Here is an 18614-nt window from a genome sequence, read left to right as displayed (position 1 = left end):
AAGATAATATCTAAAATACAACTTATTGAAAATAAAGAAGTTACCTTGTTGGTATAACTGAATAGGTAACGATTTGGAAACGAGCGAGCTACTTGGCTTTGCTGTTTTCTGCCTAACAAAGAACGCTTGTTATTCTGTCTGCAAAGATAATACTTTGTTACCGAATAACAAGCGTTTATGCTAAGAAATTCTTTGTTTTGCGTTTTTTTGTAAACTCGTATGGCTTATAGTTTTCTCCCTCGTTTCTTTCTGTTCGCTTGGTATCTGAGCTTGCGCTGCCATGCTGCTTCGGCATAATCATCGCCCTGTGCGGATGGTGTAATCAAATCGCCTAACCCTTCCACAACTTCATCGGCTGCACTAACAATGGTGTCTGCCACTGTACTAATAGAATTCTGCACTTGTGGTGTGTCATTGTCTCGTGAGATAGAGGAACGGCTTTTGGGTACGAGTTGATAGCCTGTATCAGGCTGTTCGTTCTTTTCTGTCGGTTCTTGTATTGTGTGGTGTGGTTTCTTTAATTCTTCTTTGTTTGTTGGTTCAAAGTTTCTTTGCAAGGAGTGGTAGCCGAACTCCCTGCCGATTTCCGATGCCTTGAAAGATTGTCCTGTGTATGAGAATTTCAAGCCATAGACCTTGCCCTGCTTGTTCTTCATGCGCTCTATGGTTATTCCATGCCTGTTCAGCTCGTAGAGGAATATGGAGTGTCCCGTGATACCTGTGCCTTTGTATTTTTCAAGTAGGGCATAGCAAATCTTCTGAACCTGCTGCTTGGTCTGTTCCCTTGTTGGATTGGCTTTCGCTTTCTTATGCTTCCTTTCAGTCTTGACTTCCTTTGCAATGGTTAAGCGTTTCTCCCTGCTGATTTCCTCTGTAATCCTTGCAGCCTTGTTGCTTACAAAGGTAGTGTCATAAACTTCTCCGTATAGGCTGATGCGGTTGGCGATAATGTGGATATGCCTGTTGTCTGTATCCTTGTGCGTTACTGCCACCCACTGATGGTTGTCAAGTCCCATTTTTTTGGCAAACAGATGGGCTATTTGGGCAAGTTCAGAAACTGATAGTTTCTTCTCGTCCTGTGGTGCAATACCGATTTCGATGCGCAGGAATTTGTTTCTGCATCTGGTATTGTAATCGCTGACCAACTTCATTTCCTCGTAAATAGCCTTTGATTCTCTGCTACAAAGGTTATGGAAGGCAAGCCGATTACCCAGCTTGTCCTCTCTGAAGATATAGTCCAATGCAGTGCTTCCGTGCGCTATCGCCTTACACTTTCCTATCATACCTCGGCAGATTTAAGACCTTATATATATCGTCACCAATGCGGAAGTGAGGGTCGAAAAAACGCTTAAATGCTTCTTTGGCACATATGGAAAGGTTCTTGGTTATCGGCATCCATGACTCGTCCTTTATCCTGATGAGGTTGGAAACCTGTGCGTAGTACATTCCCGTTCGGTGGAGTACGGCAATGGCTTCCTTTTCATTGTCGGTCATCTTGGGAACGGCTACCACTTCACCATTCAAAAGAATCTCACGGCAGTACTCGGAGAACTTCCGCCCTGTGCTTTCTGCCTTTGCCTTGATGCGCTGCTTCTCCTCCAAAGTACACCTAACCTTGATGAACTCCGTCTTGTTCATCTGTTTTTCTTCATTGTCCTTCTGCTGCCATTGGGTAGCTTTTCTTCTGTATTTCTTCATATAAGTTTCTCTGAAAGTTAATCATTATGGATGATTCGTTGCTGCTTAATTTCTGAATGATGACCGATGAGAACGGAGTGATTACGGTCTAATCTCCCCGACAATCGAACGAGGGGAGCAAAAGCAGTTTGTGGGTACAAACTGACGTCTTGCAATATCAGCTGAGATGCCGATAACGCCTTGGGGCGTTTCCCCCGCCGAAAGTGAATGCACGGCATTCCGTGTCTAACTGCGTTCGTGGCATTCCCTCCTTTCTTTCTTTTAGACAACAACATAGTCTTCGCTTCTTTTGGAAAAGGGCCGAGGGGTTTAGAGAAAAGGGACGACCTTTCCAAGAAAAGCCCTCGCTCCTTTTTTCGTGCTTATAGCTTTCTCCACTTCTCTATATCCTCGTGGTATTCCTCCAAATGACTGCGCACGAGGTTCTCCACGAAACTTGAAAGGTTGCTGCCCCTGTCGCCCAATCTTCGCACAATGAAGTCGGCACGTTCCTGTGTCTCTTTGCTCAGATAGACAGCCTTCCTATTACTGAGTTTGGCAGGTAAAAGATAGGCTTGCTTGTAGGCTTCAAGCGTTTCCTTTCTCATTTTGGCACTGATGCGTTTCTGAACAGGAACGCTCTCGGAGTGCTGCGGACGCTCGTCATTCTGCGGTCGCTTGGCATTCTGCGATTGCCCGATATGCCGTGCCATCCTGGATTGCTCTGATTGCTCCGTGGAACACTCCGATTGGATTTTTGCCGTACGTTTTTCCTGCTGCCGTGCATCCTCTATCGGCTCTTTCATGGGAGCGGTACTCCCCTTTAATGCGACTTCATTTTGCGTTGTCGGCACACTGCCGTCTTCGTCATCTCCTCCGTTCAGATACCATTCGAGGCTCTTGTCCGCTTCTGTAGTGTTCATATTCTTTTCCATTTCTCTATCTCATTTTATGTTTAACTTGTTTTACCTTTATGGGATTGGTTTGTGTTTGTGACATCGTCAATGATAGGCTTTTCTGCTGTTCACGCACCCTGTGGATGTGATATTCGTTGAGGTCTTTGAAGTTCCTGTAATGCACGGACATATCATCTACCTTGAAACCAGCCTCCATGAAATCCTCCGTAGTTCTCCGTCCAGCTTCGTCATTGTCAAGGAAGGTACGAATGGAGGATACTTGCCTGTCATTGAGATAGCGAATGCTCCTTGCCACATTACTCACGGAGTTCATCACAAGGCAATGGCTGATGATATCTTCTTTCATTGAAAGAAAGGATAGAAAGTCCATAAAACCTTCGAACACGCAGACCGGTTTCATTCTATCTGTTATCTTATCCGTGAACACGGGGGTAATATCCTTCGGAGCAATCGTTCCCTTGAAAGAGCCGTTATCCCGAAGTTCATAACCGCCCGATTGGTTGGCGAAACCGATGGCTTGATAGTGCAGCCCTCTTACCTCATAGCTGATACAACGCAGAAAGGGCATCGCCTTTTCTATGTTGATGCAGCGGTCTTCCTGAAGATACTTTAGTAAGTGTGGAGGTAAGTTGTCTGATACTTCTATCAGTCTCCTTACTCCACTTGCGGATGCCATAGGTATGCTACTTCTTTTCATTGCCCTGTCTGCCTTTTGAGAACTGCAAGCAGTATAATCGGGAGCGTTCCGCCCCAATAGGCGGATGGCTTCCGACAGCGTGCAGCCCTCTAACCGCATACAAAGGTCGATAATACTTCCGCCCCTGCCTTCGGCATAGTCTATCCAAAGGTTCTTTTCTGTGTCCACCTTGAAACTTGGATGTGTGTCTTCACGAAACGGTGAACGGTAGAGGGCATAAGCTGGTGTCCTACGCACAGATTTGATACCTTTCCTTTCAAGGTACTCCACAATAGAGTATCGCTTGATGCGTGATAAATCTTCTTCTTTCATTGTCATTATAATTATTGGTTGAACATTTTTCCATTCTGATTTTTATATCGGATTATATTTTGATTATAATGATAGGGCAAACTTCATTGATGCTTTTTTGCTTCCTAAAGTTTTTCCCCTAAAAACTTTTTTCACTTTCTTCTTACTACATATATTTTGATTGTAAGTGATTGATATTCAGGTATGAGTTGTAGTAAGCAACTATACTACACACTCTACTACATCAAACTACTACAGCTATTTACCAGTGGGCAGGGGTGGATTTTCCTAATCTTATACACATAGACAGGATTACAACCCTCACGCCTCTTGCTTACCTTTTCAAAGCCAGCTCTTTTGAGTGCTTCGCCCATACGTTTGAGTGTCAAAGGTTGATGCGTATAAACACCTAAATAAGCGAGTATTTCGGTAGTGGTCATGTAAGCACAATGAGGATTGTCCTCTGTTGGCTTTTCAAAACAGCGTAATAGTAGTTCCATTTCTGCGGTCTGTACTTGGAAGTCCTCACTCTCCTTGTAGAGTTCCGTGATTTCTTCATCGTTAAACCAATATCGAAAGCCTGCGTTTAACAAGGCTTTGGCTTCGGTATAGACGGCATCCATAGAGATAGCTTTAGCTCGTTCAATATCAATGGATAGCACCTCAAACGGAAGGAATCGTCTGCTTCCTGTGGGGTCAGTCAAGAAGTCATTGCCGTTCACTGAGGCTACAAAACTTGCCAAGTGTGGGTGTTCCTCCACATACTTGTCGTAAGGCATACGGTATTTGACCATCGGGCAGGTGATGAGGTTCTTCAGTTCGTTCTCGTCACGCTTATTGAGGGCTTTGAGCTGGTCGTCGATGTTTACGATAAGGTTCTGACCGATATAGGTAAGCGTGTCTTTCTCCTGCGGATATATTTTTCCAGTGTAGCTGTAGCCTTTAAGCACAGGCGGACAAAGCAAATCGAGAAAGGTGGTCTTGAACTTGCCTTGTTCTCCTGTCAGCACGAGGCAGGTATGGTTACGGCATTCACGGTCGTCCATGGCGTTGGCAACCACTGCAACAAGCCATTTGGTAAGGTACGGCAGCCACTTCTCTGAGTTACGGACGATAACGCACGATGCAAGATTGGCGATGACGCATTGGTTTATCTCTATCTTGTACAGCACTTCTGAAGCATCAACCGTTGGCAAAGCCTTGAAGTAGTCCTGTATGGGATTGATGCGTGGCGAAAAGCTGCTTTCAATGATGGAATAGAGATTATCAGCGGAAGTAATAATACCGTCCTCGCTATCAAGTTCCCTGCGAAAGGTATTGATGTCATAACGGCTGACCTTGCTAAACACATTGGCACACTTGGGAGAAAACTCTGTTCTGCCAAGTACAGTGTTGAACCTGAAGTCATAATGGGTGGAGAGGTAGCTTTCTATCTCCTTGTTTTTGGAAGTTTGCCTACTATGCTTCGGCTTATCTTCTGTGCGTATATTGCTATTGTCTGCGCATTTCTTCATAATCGTCCAAAAATGATTTCTGAAAGTGAAGTTAAGGAGGATAATTCTGATAGCCAAGCATCCTCGGTGTGCTTGCATAATGTTGCTTAAACCTGCTATAAAATTCCTTGTGGGAAATCATCAAACATCTTAGTTTTTAGTGGATTAAATGGAGAAATAAAAGGATAAAAGGAAATGATACAAATACCAATAATTGATTGACTTTGTAACAAACCACATTCAAATGCGGTATTCTGCACATTTGGGTAGTAGGCTATAAATAAAGGAATAACAAAGAACGGATAAGGCGAAAATAACTACCTATTTAAACAAAAAGCAATCCACAAAAAGATGTAAGCAAAAATTAAGAGCTTATCTCTATGTTCTCAGAAATCTTAGAACAAGATAGAAGGCTTATGCCAAATGGTTGATTGTATCTTTATATTCTATTGGCAGTGAAAGAAGGAAAGTGGGTGTTTCAGTGTTGATAACGACAGGAAACGAGGAAGAAATTTTCATCGTGTTTCCTTTGTTTTCCCTGCTGTTCCTTAGTGCTTTGAGCATAAGGAAACTATCTCTACTTTTGCACCAAGTTGGAGCGCAAAAGGCTGCAACACAAGCAAAAAGTAACAACAAACAAAACAATAGAAGTATGGGATATTTGATAATTACAGACCAGAACTGGCAGAAACTAAGGGATGAGATATTAAGTCTTGCCGACTGCTGCCACAAGGCATTTGGAGAGAAGTGTAAGCACACAGATTGGCTGCACAATGGTGATGTGTGCAGGTTGCTTAACATCAGCAAGCGCACTTTGCAGCATTATCGTGATACAGGCGTGCTGCCCTTCTCACAGATCGGGCACAAGTGTTATTATAAACGTGAGGATGTGGAAAGGTTGCTCCTTACAAAAACTGACAAACCTAAAAAATAATCAAGTTATGGAAACGGCAAAAAATTTGAATTTTGGCTCAGACGAGATGCAGATGGTGATTACTGCGCTGCATGACGTGGGCAGGAGAATAAAGGAAGTGGGAGAAACGCACAAACCACTGTTTGGTGGCGAGCATTTTCTCACAGGTAAGGAGGTGTGTGAGCGGCTGTATATCAGCCCTCGCACTTTGCAGGACTATCGGGACAGGAAAATCATTCCCTACACGCAATTCGCAGGGAAGATTCTCTACAAGGCTTCGGACTTGGAAAGGCTGCTGGAAGAGAAATACAGGGTATAGTCTAGTTGAGAATGAAAGCAGTTCTTGCTTTGCGAACAACTGCTTATATGTTTTTTATTAATATTTTTATACATGTTATTCAATCCGAAATAGTATTTTATGCAACAAAAGAATAACTTACATTATAATCTCTGTAGTTCCTATGAATATCTAAAATAGACCTTAGAATGAGTTCATTACCCACCCGCGAAAAAGCGAGTATTCGATAAATCAAAAACGCTTGTTATTCTGTTTACAAAGATAATGCATGAACAGAGCAACAAGTGTTTTGATGTGAAATACAATAGGAAACTTTACCTTAGAATGTTTTTAGGCAATTTTTTCTTACGAAAATTCTATACTAAAATATGACTTTTTCTGATTTGAAATTATATTTCTTTGCTACAACTATATCAATTTTAAGCAAACGAAAACAGAGTTAGAGGATTTTTTTGGGGGGAGGGGAGAAGATACTCCTGAGACTTACAGCCCAGTATAAAAAAGCTGCCTAAAGCGAAAAATATGCACAGTTCTTATACCTGTAGATAAAGTGATACGATTAGAGAGTATGTCGATTCTGACACACCCTCCATTACTAGGACTGTAATTAACAACAACTTGTTGAACTACTGGTACATTTACACGATGTAGACGTGCTTGTACATACTGATGACTCTGCTTGAGCTACCACTGTTTGTGCATCTAAATTTGTAATTAGCATAAGAATAATAAATTAAAAATTAATAAAATAAGGGCTAAGACATCTCTATTTGAAATGTACAATAACCCCAAGAAATATCGACCTGCTCATATAATTCATTTTATAGCTTTTTGAGTAATCGGTATTATAATAGATTGCGCTGTTATTATTACAATTAAATAGATTAGTAATATTTAGGAAAAACATTGTTTTACCAAAACTGAAGTCTACTGCTTTCGAAATATTCATGCAGACATTCAGATATTTATTGAATTGAGCAGAATTTATATCATCTGCATAAATTGGTGTATAATAATCGTATTCAGCATTATAAATAGCTTTATCTACAGGAGTATAATAAGTGCCTGGTCTATTCCAAAGTGATAATGACATATTCCATAATTTAAGATTTTCGTAATTTAAAACAGTTTTTATGAAATACTTCAGATAATCCTCTCCCTTAAAAGTCTTCCCACGAAAAGAATAATTCGTATTCAGGTAGAAATTAGAGATTGTCCAAGAAAGATTCCTTGTTAGCTGGATATCAAACGAGGTTTCAATTCCATATATATATTTCTTATAACTACCTATCATAGGCGCCATCCTTTTGATTCCCTTTTCGTCTTTTAGATATATAGCACAATGTCCTTTCAGCCAAGACTTGTTATAATCATATTCTAAGCACAATTGTCTACACGACATCTTGGAAAATCGCAGAAAAGTACTCTCATAATAATTATACATATTAAGACTTGCTGCTGATAGGAGAACCTTATGGTTGGAATTTGTATATTTAAGACTAAGATTCGTATTAAATACAGGTTTGCAGTTTCTAGCAAAGCAACATTTTACTCCAAGCAAAGCACTGTAATTCATTAAAAGTAACTTAATTGAGGTATATGGAGTTATTTGGCTCATAGTGCCTTTATCAGCGCTATTCCAGCTATTGGCATAGTCCGAAGTCGTCTTGAAAGTTGAAAAGATACTGTTCAATCCGAATCTATACTGGATATTCTCATTGACAAGTTGAGAATATGAAATGGCTCCATATAGATAGTTGCAAAGTTCATCCATGTTAACATTATTGTGCTTCACTTTCGATTTCAGATGCGAAAACGAGAAGTCTGCTTTCAGCTTAATCCCTTCATGATAATATTCATAATTAGCGATACTATTCACAAAAGATGTCATATTGAGATAACTAGAATTATTCTTATAAAAGAGCATGGGGTAGTCACCATTCTCACACATATACGAAGCATATAATGAATATTTTGAATTTTTGAGCGTCCTATTAAAATGAATGCCTGTATCGTAACTTCTATAATGATTGATATCTTTGATATTATTCATTTTTACAAATGGATACAAATCTGTGTATGATAGATAAGTTTCCAGAAAACTGCTTTTAAAGTTCTTGGAAATCGAAGCATTCGTACCTACTGTTGACAAAAACAATGTTTTTTTATCGCTTATCTCTTTGTTAAGTTGCATATCGACACTCCCCGAAGCCGAATTCTCGAATTCGATGGGTGAGTTTGACGCATAGATGGATTCCGTCCCAATGAAAGACGTATTCATTGACGACGTGCTAGCAATCGAATTGTTAACTAAATTACCCTTGGTCGGATAAAAAATAGGCACTTCGTTTAGATATACCATTGTAAATCCCATTGAACTTCCCCTGAGTGAGGGTTTTGCACTTTCGTTAATATTGGTTGATACTGCTGTAGACAGTATAGCATTTAAGGGATCAGCTTGTGACGTTGGTGACGCGTAAATCTCTAGTTGACTATATGATTTCATAGGGAAATCACTACTAAACTCCTTATTCCTAAAAATGAACACTTCGTCTAGACTTTTAGTATCCTCGGTCATTATAACCTTTCCGTTTTGTTTCAAATCCAGAACAGGTATTATTAGTTCCTTAAAACCGAGAAATGAAAAAACGATAGAATCATTATCCTCTACATCTCTAATGGTATATGTACCCAGACTATCACTTACATAAAAGTTGTCTTTGTTGTTTACAACATACACAAGCACACCAGCCAGCGGTTCTTTGTTGCTAATAATAGTACCATGGACATCCGACGAAAAGGACTGCCCATGAGCTATTATTAGCAGAGTCAATAGCGATATGTAAAGAGGATTATTCATCAAATAATCATAATTTATTTTTTAGCCTTAAAATGTCTCTTGAAGTCGGGAATCGTTTAATAGCTTGTTGGTACATGGCTTTCGCTTTTGCTTTATTACCATTTTCAATATAATACTGAATAAGTATTGAATATGAATCTACTATGCCCCATGTAGGCGAGAAGGGGGCATCAGAATTCTTCATCTTGATTGCCTTGAGAAGCAGTTTTTCTGTTTTCTTCTTCCCACCATATTCTTTCGGAGTATAATAGTCGTAGTAGCCATTCACAAAATAGGCCCTAGGGTTCGTAGCTCCCATATCCATCGATAGTTTCAGATTCTTATTTAATTTCTCCATGAAAATAAACATATCCTGACGCTTGATAAACTGAAAGTAGAAAACTTGTTCATAAGCCATCAGGCTATAGTATTCAGAATCCTTTTTCTTCATCTTTTCCAGATATCCCATTGCCTGCTCCGCAAATTTCTGGGATTTTTCCAAATCAGCCTCCTTAAAAGCAGATACCGCCTTGTAATAGGTCATATATGAAAGCCAATATAAATAATACGACTTCATATTTTCCGATTTTGCTGTCTTATATCCAGCCGTCAAGTCCTTTTCTAAGTCGTCGTAAGCCTTGGGGTTCTTAAAAGAAAGGACAAAGCAAGTGTCAATTTTATTTTGAATTTTATTCAAAACTACATCCTTTTTGGCACTCACGGTACAGCTGAAAATCCCAAGTAACAATAATGATAAAATATTTTTTTTCATAATTCAACGTTTAAAACTTATCCTTTTTATGATATAGGCAAAACCTACGAATAACGCAATAACCCAGGCTATGCAATACCATAGGCTAATATTACTACCACGTATAAAGTCAAGCACACATCTTAACGGGAAGAAATAGCCGATGATATCGAAAACAACATTTGCTTTCGTTAGTACAAAGAAACAATCTGACAGAAAAATGGTCAGCATATAATATAGTCCGATGACCCCCTGATCCTTATTGTCGTGCAATCCCCAAAGCGAAATAGACAAACCGACAAATGAGTAGATGGTAAAAATCAGGAATATACCGAGAATATATCTGCATAACGTGCCAATGTTCGGGCTGAAGCCAAATATAAAGTAGGAAACAGCTATTAACAATAGCATCGAGAATAGTATAAATATGATTCTTGCTGCTATAAAGCCCATGAACAAATAGGGCAATTTTACAGGGTAATTATAGAAATATTTTACAATATTGAGCGAATAATATTTCTTTATCACAGGACCTACGGCATAAAGGGCATCACTACACACCATGCTACCAATAATACCTGGTAAAAAAAATTCAGCATACTCTGTATCAATATGAAATGCGAAGCCGAAAATAATAAAGAGTATTGGCGACAGCAATATTGTGAAGAATATTGATTCAGGCACTCTGCAAGACAGCAAGAACTGATAATAAAATAATGCAAAAAACTTTTTCATCAAGCTATTGTTTTATAATATAATTATAAACATCCCTTAAAGTGATGGGCAGTATCGATAAATTGGTTATCCGGTTATTATTAAACTTTCTAAGCAACTCTTCTTTCTCCTCTTGGCTCTTATAGTAATATGCATATTCGTAGCTCTGCTTCTCTTTGCCAATATCTGGCGAAGTCAGACAGGAGAACTGACCATTTTCTCTAGAGATAACTATCTTACCCTTATAAGGACAATATTTGGTTAGCAACTCATCCGAAGATGCAGGTTGATTTAGCGTCTTACCATCCTTAACAAACATGATTTTGTTTGCGTACAAACGAACCTCTTCCCAAACATGCGTCGTAAATATCATTGTGCATGATATACCTGATATAGTTTCCCAAAATCTATTTCTTGAGTTTGGATCCAACCCATCCAACGGTTCGTCCATAAAAACAATCTTGGGTTCAAAAAAGAGTGCTGCATAAATGCCTAGCTTCTTGTTTTCACCCTTTGAAAGCACCTTGAACTGTTTGTCCAACAAGTCAGTTACACCAAACTTTTTCAATAGCGATTGGTCAACACGATGGTTGAATATAATCGACAATAAAGACACTATCTCACGTACTTTCAAGAGCGGAAAAGAGGAGAAAGTATCATATAGTACTCCATATGGACCATATTTCTGCCTATCGTCGAGAAAGCTGTTAGCCTCACAAGTACATTCGATGTTACCTAGTATGCCATCCAGTAAAAGACTTTTACCAGATCCATTAATACCCAGTATAGCTAATTTCTCATCCTCTTGTACCGAGAACGACATGTCGTCCAAAAGATTCGTAGAATGTAGGCGATAAGAAAGCCCTTTTATTATAAATTCTTTTTTATCCATCTTTGCGTTTACCTATAACAATTGAATTCTGAATAGATTCCAGTTGACCATCTATCCCGAGGAAATCTTCAATATTACTATCATGATAGCCACCTAACATACAGCTTCCGAGATTCAAAGCCTCTGCTAGCAAGCTGATGGTTTGTCCCAAGAAGCCCACTTCAAGTAAAATAAACCTATAAGCACGTTCACCATATTTTATGTACATGCGATCAATAAAAGTTGTGGTGAAGATAATGCAGCTCACATTCTCTGAATTAATATAAGGGTCGGCTCCAGAATGTGCCTGCATCACACTAAGGAAGTCTCCATATTTTACAACCTCAAGTGAGTTGTCGTCTGGACTATAATGATACAAACCTTTAGGAATCTGCGAATTAATGGTAACAACATATAGTTCCGAGGCAAACAAACCACCACCCGAAGGAACTGGCCTGAACTTCCATGTCACACCATTATTAATAGACTCCTTACGATTTATACCATACGAATATCTCAGCAGATAATACAATTCTTTTAATGAGATATTATACGGCTCATACTTCTTTGTACTCTTTCTAGACTTCAACACGTCGAAGATGTTCACATTCATAGAACTATCTTCGTAATTGTTTAAACTATACTTTTCGTGTCCTTCATATCTCTTGAAGGGCTGAGCAGCACGTTGCAATACAAATGGGTGATAGAAGCCAAATGTTAGTCTTGATAGCTTTTGTACATCAAGCAAGTCATACTTCGAAGCAAGCATATATTGCATGCATAACGAAGACTCATATTTGATGGTATTATAAATTGACGAATCTTTCTTGCGGATAACATCAAATTCTCTATTTGTTAAAGTTTCCTTATCCATTTTTTTTTCATTATGTGATTAAAAAAATCCTTATCATTCAGTCCTTAAGGGAAAGGATGGGGCATGGTCGTTAAATCTTCAAATTTAAGTTTCTTGAACCCCATTTTTTCTGGTACTTCATATAGCCTTTTTCCGCCCAAATAATAACCTCCATAAGCACCATTAAGAGGTATCAGCTGAGGGCATATCACACGTACCACCTTAAAGTTCTCTTCAGCTACATCCTCTGTCGTAATATCCTTACAGTAAACATCTATATTATTCTCTCTAAAGATTCTGAGTATAGCTTTTATTTTGCTTTTAGCATCTAGTTCCGGCTCTTCGTCATATGCAATATCCTTTGTCTGTGGTCTTTCAAGCCATTTCTTGAAAATGCCTTGTTTCTCAGGATGTCTGGTATAGTAAATACTATGATCCTCAAACGATTTAAGTTCCGACAAATTATCCATTTTTTTCTTATTATCCTCTAACAAATAACGATAATAGGGTATGGACTGACATAATTCTAACACTGTTTTGTTAATGGCGGCAGTGTAAGTCATTCTGGTTGCAGCTGAGAAAGCTACAAATTGTCCATAATCATGTACTCCTTCTAGAATACCTACTACAGATGGCACTTTAATATCTGTTGTCATATCAAACAGGTGTACATTCATATGCGATGGCACAATACTTTCAACAAACTCTTTCAGCTTCCCATCTATCTTGATTTTAGGTATTCCCAATTGCCCCATCCAGCTAATCATAAATGCATCTCTTTCAATCACTTCGTATATGCCATTCAGAAAAGCATCGTAATAATTCGTATGTGCTGCAAAACCAGTTGAAATCTGCTCGGAAATCTGCACTTTACCCTTTGAGAATGGCATGTATATAAATGTTGATGGGCAAAGTACGGTTTTCTGTCCAAATACATCATAAACGCTGTCCCAATAAAGGATTGTATCATTCGTGAAACGCTTGAAAGGGAATGTATCCCTCTGATACTGACTTTCATGAAACAGCGAAAAAGCAGATGGTTTAATTGCTTCATATCCACGTGCTATCAAATCCGCATACGACGTCTCCACCATACTACTTAGATTGTAGAAAGTAGGACAATACCGCTCCACGCCTTCACCGATAGCAGAAAGAAGCGCCTTTTTCAAATCAAATCCGCAACCGCCACTCTTGCCTGCATAGAATTCACCATTCAGCAACTGTGTTTCGCAATTATAAGCCGACACAGCCTTGATTTTGGGATCAGAATTGAATACAGCAACATTACCTATGTGACTCAGGATACCTACAGCCTCTGATACTAGATTCAGAGCCCTCTCCACTTGAATATGAGAATTATCAATTTTCATCATCTTACAATATTTCTAACGTTATAGGATCAAGCCAAGGTGCACAAGCATTATCCATCTTCGTGCTGCACTGTGGACAGAAAGGAACTTTATAGAAATGATGCCATTTTGATGTTAAATCATCAAAATTAATCTCATACAACTGCTTGTAAGTATGAGGAAATCCATAATCCATAAGAAACTTTTTACACTCAATGATGGCAATATTGTAAATCAATGTATAGTCACTAGTGCTAATATTTCCGATGTGACTGTTATTTTTAGACTCCCCAAGCCAATCCTCATATAGAGACAACTCTTTGAAATTTAGGAAGTTCGACTTAACCCTCTTCTCAAAACAAGAGTAGCAACCAGTTTTCTCGCCCCAAAACAATGGGCCGACATAACCTCTCACAGCTCTAAAACATGATATCAAGAGCCAAGGCTTGTTTTGACTCATAGCTATGTCGTTATATCTTCTCATAAAAATAGGATTATAGCTTGTCTTATCCACTATTACGAAATCATTTTTTGCCACAAAATCAACAATTTCGCTACGTTTTGTATCCTTGTCATATCTCAGAATTGACAATTTCGATTTGACCAACTCTGAGGCATTAATAATATCATAAGCTATTTTATTATTCTTCGTGATAACCACGCCAATCCTTTTTTGCTTGAAATCCTCATCGGAATTAAATTTACTATCGTATAATTTCCCCTCAGAAAGCGAGTCCTCGTCATTATAATAGAGAAAACCGTTTTGTTTTAATAAAAAGAAGAAATCTAAGATTTCATTAAATGGATATTTCTTTTTAAATTGCATCACTATTTTAGAATAACCTTCTGACGAATTTAACAAGTAGTCGAACATACTCTGTTTGTTGTCATTCTCATCGAACTCGATTTTGAACATTTTTCCAGCGCAATGCAACTGATAGCATCTCTCGGAAACCTTGAGAATATCAAAATTATTTTTGAACATAAGATTTATAATTTAGTTAATAGTTACTGTTATAATTTAGTTAATAGTTACTGTTTAATTCTTAATGGTAAATTTCTATATTATTTTTGTAAATTACAAAAATAAACAGTTAAAAAATACAAAAGCGTTCGTTGTCGTAAATCACATAGTATAAACTTCACACTTTAGACCTTGAAAAGATAGCGTTTGCTTGATGTTTTTTTTGATAACTTTTATTTCAAAGTTAGCAAAAAAGGGCTATCTCTTAATTTACTTTTGGTTCAAAATCGATTTTATAAAATTTCAATTTGTGATATATCAGAAAATCTGTATTTACTCATTCTTGCATAGTTTGACCTCACTTTTTACAAGAATATATCGGAATTCTAATCATCTATGAAACAATGTTGTTGCATTTCGTATGACAAAATTTCTGATCGTCTGTATTTAGAGATTAATTTTGATGTTTAAGGTTTTATAGCAAGATCCATTTCCGTCTGTGACTCCATTCCTCGGCAAACAAAACGTATTCATTCCGTTCATGGGTTGGTAGTATGTAGTCATATCGTAGTAACACACATAAGCAACTACTGACAACAACGTAATCCTTTTTCTTTCATCGGTTTATCTCATATTGTAGTAATGTAGTAAGAAAACAATGAAAGAAAAAGGATTGGTACATATTCAGCTATTGACACCCCTGTCAATTATGATGATAGGAATCACAGGGTTCCTTGGACGCATCAACTCACTGCACACATGCCTTCTGAACAGGTGGGCTTCTACGCAGTCAAGTTGAAAGGAAAGGGCGATGATTGTCGGTAGTGGGTAAAGCGGTGCGTAGCCCCTTACCTCCTTATTTGTTACTATTTTCCTTTCGTCTGCGCCCCTTTCTTCTGGATGCAGGACGGATTCTTCGGTTATCGTCCGAAGTCTGCCATTGACTTTTCTCCATGTAACTCCGAAGAACCTTACAAGCTCGCCCTCGGTCATGGCTACATCGCCTGTACCCCTGCGGATAACCTGCATACCATTTCCCCACTCGAAGTAGCTGCGCCCCGTGTCCAGACGGATTGCAGCCTTGGTCTTTATTCCATCTTCCGTATTCATGCCGTTTCCTCCATGCTTTTGTTTCTGCTTGCGTTGACAATCATCATTGCCCCTATGGTAATAGCTTCCGTTTCCATTGTATCGTTTTCTTTGTTCTTTTCCTGATGTTTGGCGATGAGTCTGTCCATATCCTCCGAAATCTTGCAGTCCGTTACCTGCGCATAAATCTGCGTACTTGCAATTGATGCGTGTCCCATCATCTTGGCGATGCTCTCTATGGGAATACCTGCACTTAGGCACATCGTGCCGAAAGTATGTCTTCCCATGTGATAGGACAGACGTTGCTTGATACCACAAGCTTTGCCTACGATGCTTAACTTTGCTGCTAACACATTTCTGCTACAACAAGGTTGAAAGATAAAACGATTATCCATATCCGTATTATTGCCTTCTTCTTTCACCGCTTGTAGCTGTCTTTGTTGCTCGATAATCGTCTTGGCTATGGGATGTAACGGCACAATGAACTCCACCTTGGTCTTCTGACGCTCCTTTCTTATATACATCTGTCCGTCCGCTGCGCTCTTGATATGCCCAAACGTCAAGTGTTCCATATCCGTAATGGCTAAACCTGTGAAGCAGGAGAAGATGAACATCCGCCTTGCAAGTTCGGCATCGCTATCACATATCTTCATTGCCATCAGGTTTGCTACATCACTCTTGCTAAGAAAACGAATTGCCTTTTCCACCTTTTCATATTCCGCATGTTCAAATGGGTTATAACGAATGATGCGCTGGCTTACTGCACGGAACATCAAACGGCTCAGCCAGCAAAGATAATTGTTGATAGAAGATCCTTTCAACCCTTTCTTTTTAAGAAAGAATCGGTATTCCTCAAACAGTTCCTCCGTTATACTTCGGATTTCTATATCCTTACTCTCTAAGTCCTTTATAAACTCGCACAGCATTCTATTCGCATAGCAAAGGTTAGTATATGTACCTTCTGCCTTAGACTTGCCCACACCTTCCTTTACCGATTGTAGTTCTGCATTGCTAAGTTCCAACAAAGTGGTAGGAGAAGTTGCTATGCCTTGCAATCTGTTTTTAAGCAGTTCAGCACTTATCACCCCGTCTTTTAGGAGCAGTTCCTGATAGGTCTTTTCTACAAATTCCCTGAATGATTGCAGTCGAAGATTGGTTTTCTTGTCCGTTGTCGTCCCCTGTTTAGTATTCCACTCCGCAGGTTTACATTCTTCGTTTGTGGTAATAACAGAGTTCTTGCCATCTATCGTGATACGACAGAGTATGGAGGTCAGACCATTTGCCTTGGTCTTTTGTCTGTTGATATAAAACAGTGTTTTGAATGTACTTCTCATCATGATTTTAGTTTTAATGCTTCTATTCTATGGCTAAATACACATCTGCATATCCTCCGTGAAAGAAAGGAAACGCTCAAATTCCACAAATAGTTTTTGTGGCGTAACCTTTGCATATCGCTCGGTCATACTCACATTGCTATGCCCCAACATCTTGCTTACCGTTTCTATTGGTACTCCTTGTTCCAATGTGATGAGCGTGGCAAAGGTATGCCTTGCCGTATGCGTGGTAAAGGGAAAAGCTATGCCTGCTCTTAGGCGCAATGCTTTAAGATACGATTGATAGGTGGCATATTTCATCTGTGGCAATAGCCTTTCCCTTTCATCGCTCTTGTACTTCTCTATTATCCTGATGGCTTCGGGTAGCAACTTGATACGGCAAAGTACGCCTGTCTTCTGCCTGTTGAACTTCAGCCAAAGACTTCCCTCATCATCACGGACAAGATACGACCTGTTTAACTCCATCAAATCGCAATAGGCAGCACCCGTATGGCAAGCAAAGACAAACAAGTCCCTTGCAGTTTCCATTTCCTCCTCCAACTCTCCAAACTGTATGTTCATTAGTTTGTCAAGCGAACACCTATCAAGAGCTTTGGGTAGTTTCTTGTCGCCTTTGCTTACCTTGATTTTGTCAAACAATAAAATATCGGCTAATCCTTCACGATAAGCCAATCTGCACACCGTTTTCAGATGGGTAGCGGCATTATAGAACGTACTTTCCTGAAACCCGCAAATCCCCATAAAGTATTGTTGAAAGTCGTAGATGAACTGCTCAGTAAGCTGTGAAAAAGCCAAATCAGAAACCTTATACCTACTTTTTATAAAGTTCTGCAAATGGGTACGAGTGGAATGGTAGCCAAATATGCTTTGTCCCTTTATGTCAATGCCTATATGGTTTTCTTTCTCTTTGATGAGTCTATCCAGTCTTTCAATAAGCATACACTTAGAATGAACGCTTCCTTGAAATTCCTCTTTTATATCAGTTGCATCAAATGGGCAACCTTTGGACAGCAGAGATTGGTAGGCTGCTTGGACGGATAGCAGCAGACTTTCCAATCTGGCATTCACTTCCACTGCTTCACGACTCTTTCCGTCCATTCTGCTTTCACGGGGATTCCACAAATCGGGGTTGCAAGACAGTTTGCAACTGAACTGTGCAATACTCCTTCCAAGCGTGATACGTCCCATAATGGGAGCCTTACCCGACTTGTCAATGCTGCTCTTTTTGAGGTAGAGCAACACCTTCATCTTTTCTGTTTTCATACGCTTTAATTTTTATGGGCAAAGTTACCCGAATTAAAGCGTTCTTTACTTATGCAGAAAACTGCCGACCAAAGCAACAAACACACGAACCACATAATTTCAGTTACCTATATCTGCATTTCGTTACCTATTCCCAATCTTGGTAATGATTTAGTAACTGAACTTCTGCTTAAATCCGCACTTTCCTGCCTTTTATAAATAGAGCAGTTTTATGCAAATTATTTCGTTTCCTCCTTATTATCAGTAAGTTTGCACAAACTTAGATTTATCTTCATTTTCTTTAATTAGTTGTGAGACAAAA

At 39.2% G+C, this 18614-nt stretch carries 17 protein-coding genes; 2 read left to right on the top strand and 15 right to left on the bottom strand.

Annotated elements, in window-relative coordinates:
* Positions 1-224: 224 nt before the first annotated feature.
* The 5 genes from BN35_RS12510 to BN35_RS12490 all read right to left on the bottom strand — a co-directional run bounded on the left by BN35_RS12510 (position 225) and on the right by BN35_RS12490 (position 5096).
* Positions 225-1283: a relaxase/mobilization nuclease domain-containing protein gene (locus BN35_RS12510; protein WP_025072915.1), complete on the bottom strand. Its 1059-nt coding sequence runs from the start codon at positions 1281-1283 to the stop codon at positions 225-227.
* Positions 1267-1698, bottom strand: coding sequence for a plasmid mobilization protein (locus tag BN35_RS12505; protein ID WP_025072916.1), 432 nt, complete (start codon positions 1696-1698; stop codon positions 1267-1269). The genes BN35_RS12510 and BN35_RS12505 overlap by 17 nt, the downstream gene beginning before the upstream one ends.
* A gap of 362 nt (positions 1699-2060) precedes the next feature.
* On the bottom strand, positions 2061-2612 hold the full coding sequence (locus BN35_RS12500; RefSeq protein WP_006045706.1) for a DUF3408 domain-containing protein: 552 nt from the start codon (positions 2610-2612) through the stop codon (positions 2061-2063).
* A gap of 4 nt (positions 2613-2616) precedes the next feature.
* Positions 2617-3603 (bottom strand): toprim domain-containing protein, encoded by a 987-nt coding sequence (locus BN35_RS12495; protein WP_025072917.1) that lies wholly within the window; start codon positions 3601-3603, stop codon positions 2617-2619.
* Positions 3604-3821: 218 nt separating this feature from the next.
* Positions 3822-5096: a virulence-associated E family protein gene (locus BN35_RS12490; RefSeq protein ID WP_028901028.1), complete on the bottom strand. Its 1275-nt coding sequence runs from the start codon at positions 5094-5096 to the stop codon at positions 3822-3824.
* A gap of 631 nt (positions 5097-5727) precedes the next feature.
* On the opposite strand from BN35_RS12490, the gene BN35_RS12485 reads away from it, so the two are divergent.
* Both BN35_RS12485 and BN35_RS12480 read left to right on the top strand, forming a co-directional pair.
* Positions 5728-6009, top strand: a complete 282-nt coding sequence (locus tag BN35_RS12485; RefSeq protein ID WP_025072918.1) for a helix-turn-helix domain-containing protein — start codon at positions 5728-5730, stop codon at positions 6007-6009.
* Between the two features lie 7 nt (positions 6010-6016).
* Complete coding sequence (locus BN35_RS12480) at positions 6017-6307, top strand: helix-turn-helix domain-containing protein (protein WP_025072919.1); 291 nt, start codon at positions 6017-6019, stop codon at positions 6305-6307.
* 745 nt (positions 6308-7052) lie between these two features.
* On the opposite strand, the gene BN35_RS12475 is transcribed toward BN35_RS12480, so the two are convergent.
* The 10 genes from BN35_RS12475 to BN35_RS12430 form a co-directional block, all read right to left on the bottom strand.
* Complete coding sequence (locus tag BN35_RS12475) at positions 7053-9146, bottom strand: carboxypeptidase-like regulatory domain-containing protein (RefSeq protein ID WP_025072920.1); 2094 nt, start codon at positions 9144-9146, stop codon at positions 7053-7055.
* Between the two features lie 7 nt (positions 9147-9153).
* Positions 9154-9822 carry a hypothetical protein gene (locus BN35_RS12470; protein WP_145992961.1) on the bottom strand — a complete coding sequence of 223 codons (669 nt, stop codon included), beginning with the start codon at positions 9820-9822 and terminating at the stop codon, positions 9154-9156.
* A 78-nt stretch (positions 9823-9900) separates the two neighbouring features.
* Entirely contained in the window at positions 9901-10611 is a 711-nt protein-coding gene (locus BN35_RS12465) for an ABC transporter permease (protein WP_028901029.1), read from the bottom strand.
* Positions 10612-10615: 4 nt separating this feature from the next.
* Positions 10616-11482, bottom strand: coding sequence for an ATP-binding cassette domain-containing protein (locus BN35_RS12460; RefSeq protein WP_025072923.1), 867 nt, complete (start codon positions 11480-11482; stop codon positions 10616-10618).
* On the bottom strand, positions 11475-12335 hold the full coding sequence (locus BN35_RS12455) for a SagB/ThcOx family dehydrogenase (RefSeq protein ID WP_025072924.1): 861 nt from the start codon (positions 12333-12335) through the stop codon (positions 11475-11477). The genes BN35_RS12460 and BN35_RS12455 overlap by 8 nt, the downstream gene beginning before the upstream one ends.
* Positions 12336-12379: 44 nt before the next feature.
* A complete protein-coding gene (locus tag BN35_RS12450; protein WP_028901030.1) occupies positions 12380-13687 on the bottom strand; it encodes a YcaO-like family protein in 1308 nt (435 codons plus the stop codon).
* 1 nt (position 13688) lies between these two features.
* Complete coding sequence (locus BN35_RS12445; protein ID WP_025072925.1) at positions 13689-14648, bottom strand: TOMM precursor leader peptide-binding protein; 960 nt, start codon at positions 14646-14648, stop codon at positions 13689-13691.
* A gap of 663 nt (positions 14649-15311) precedes the next feature.
* On the bottom strand, positions 15312-15737 hold the full coding sequence (locus tag BN35_RS12440) for a hypothetical protein (protein ID WP_025072926.1): 426 nt from the start codon (positions 15735-15737) through the stop codon (positions 15312-15314).
* Positions 15734-17050, bottom strand: coding sequence for a site-specific integrase (locus BN35_RS12435; protein WP_169337618.1), 1317 nt, complete (start codon positions 17048-17050; stop codon positions 15734-15736). Before BN35_RS12435 ends, BN35_RS12440 begins: the two co-directional genes overlap by 4 nt.
* A 33-nt stretch (positions 17051-17083) precedes the next feature.
* Complete coding sequence (locus BN35_RS12430) at positions 17084-18313, bottom strand: site-specific integrase (RefSeq protein ID WP_025072928.1); 1230 nt, start codon at positions 18311-18313, stop codon at positions 17084-17086.
* Between the last annotated feature and the right edge of the window lie 301 nt (positions 18314-18614).

Origin of the sequence: Hoylesella timonensis 4401737 = DSM 22865 = JCM 15640, assembly GCF_000455445.1 — a bacterium.
Classification (GTDB): domain Bacteria; phylum Bacteroidota; class Bacteroidia; order Bacteroidales; family Bacteroidaceae; genus Prevotella; species Prevotella timonensis.
The sequence above is the reverse complement of the archived record's forward strand: the minus strand, read 5'-3'. Positions and strand labels throughout refer to the sequence as shown.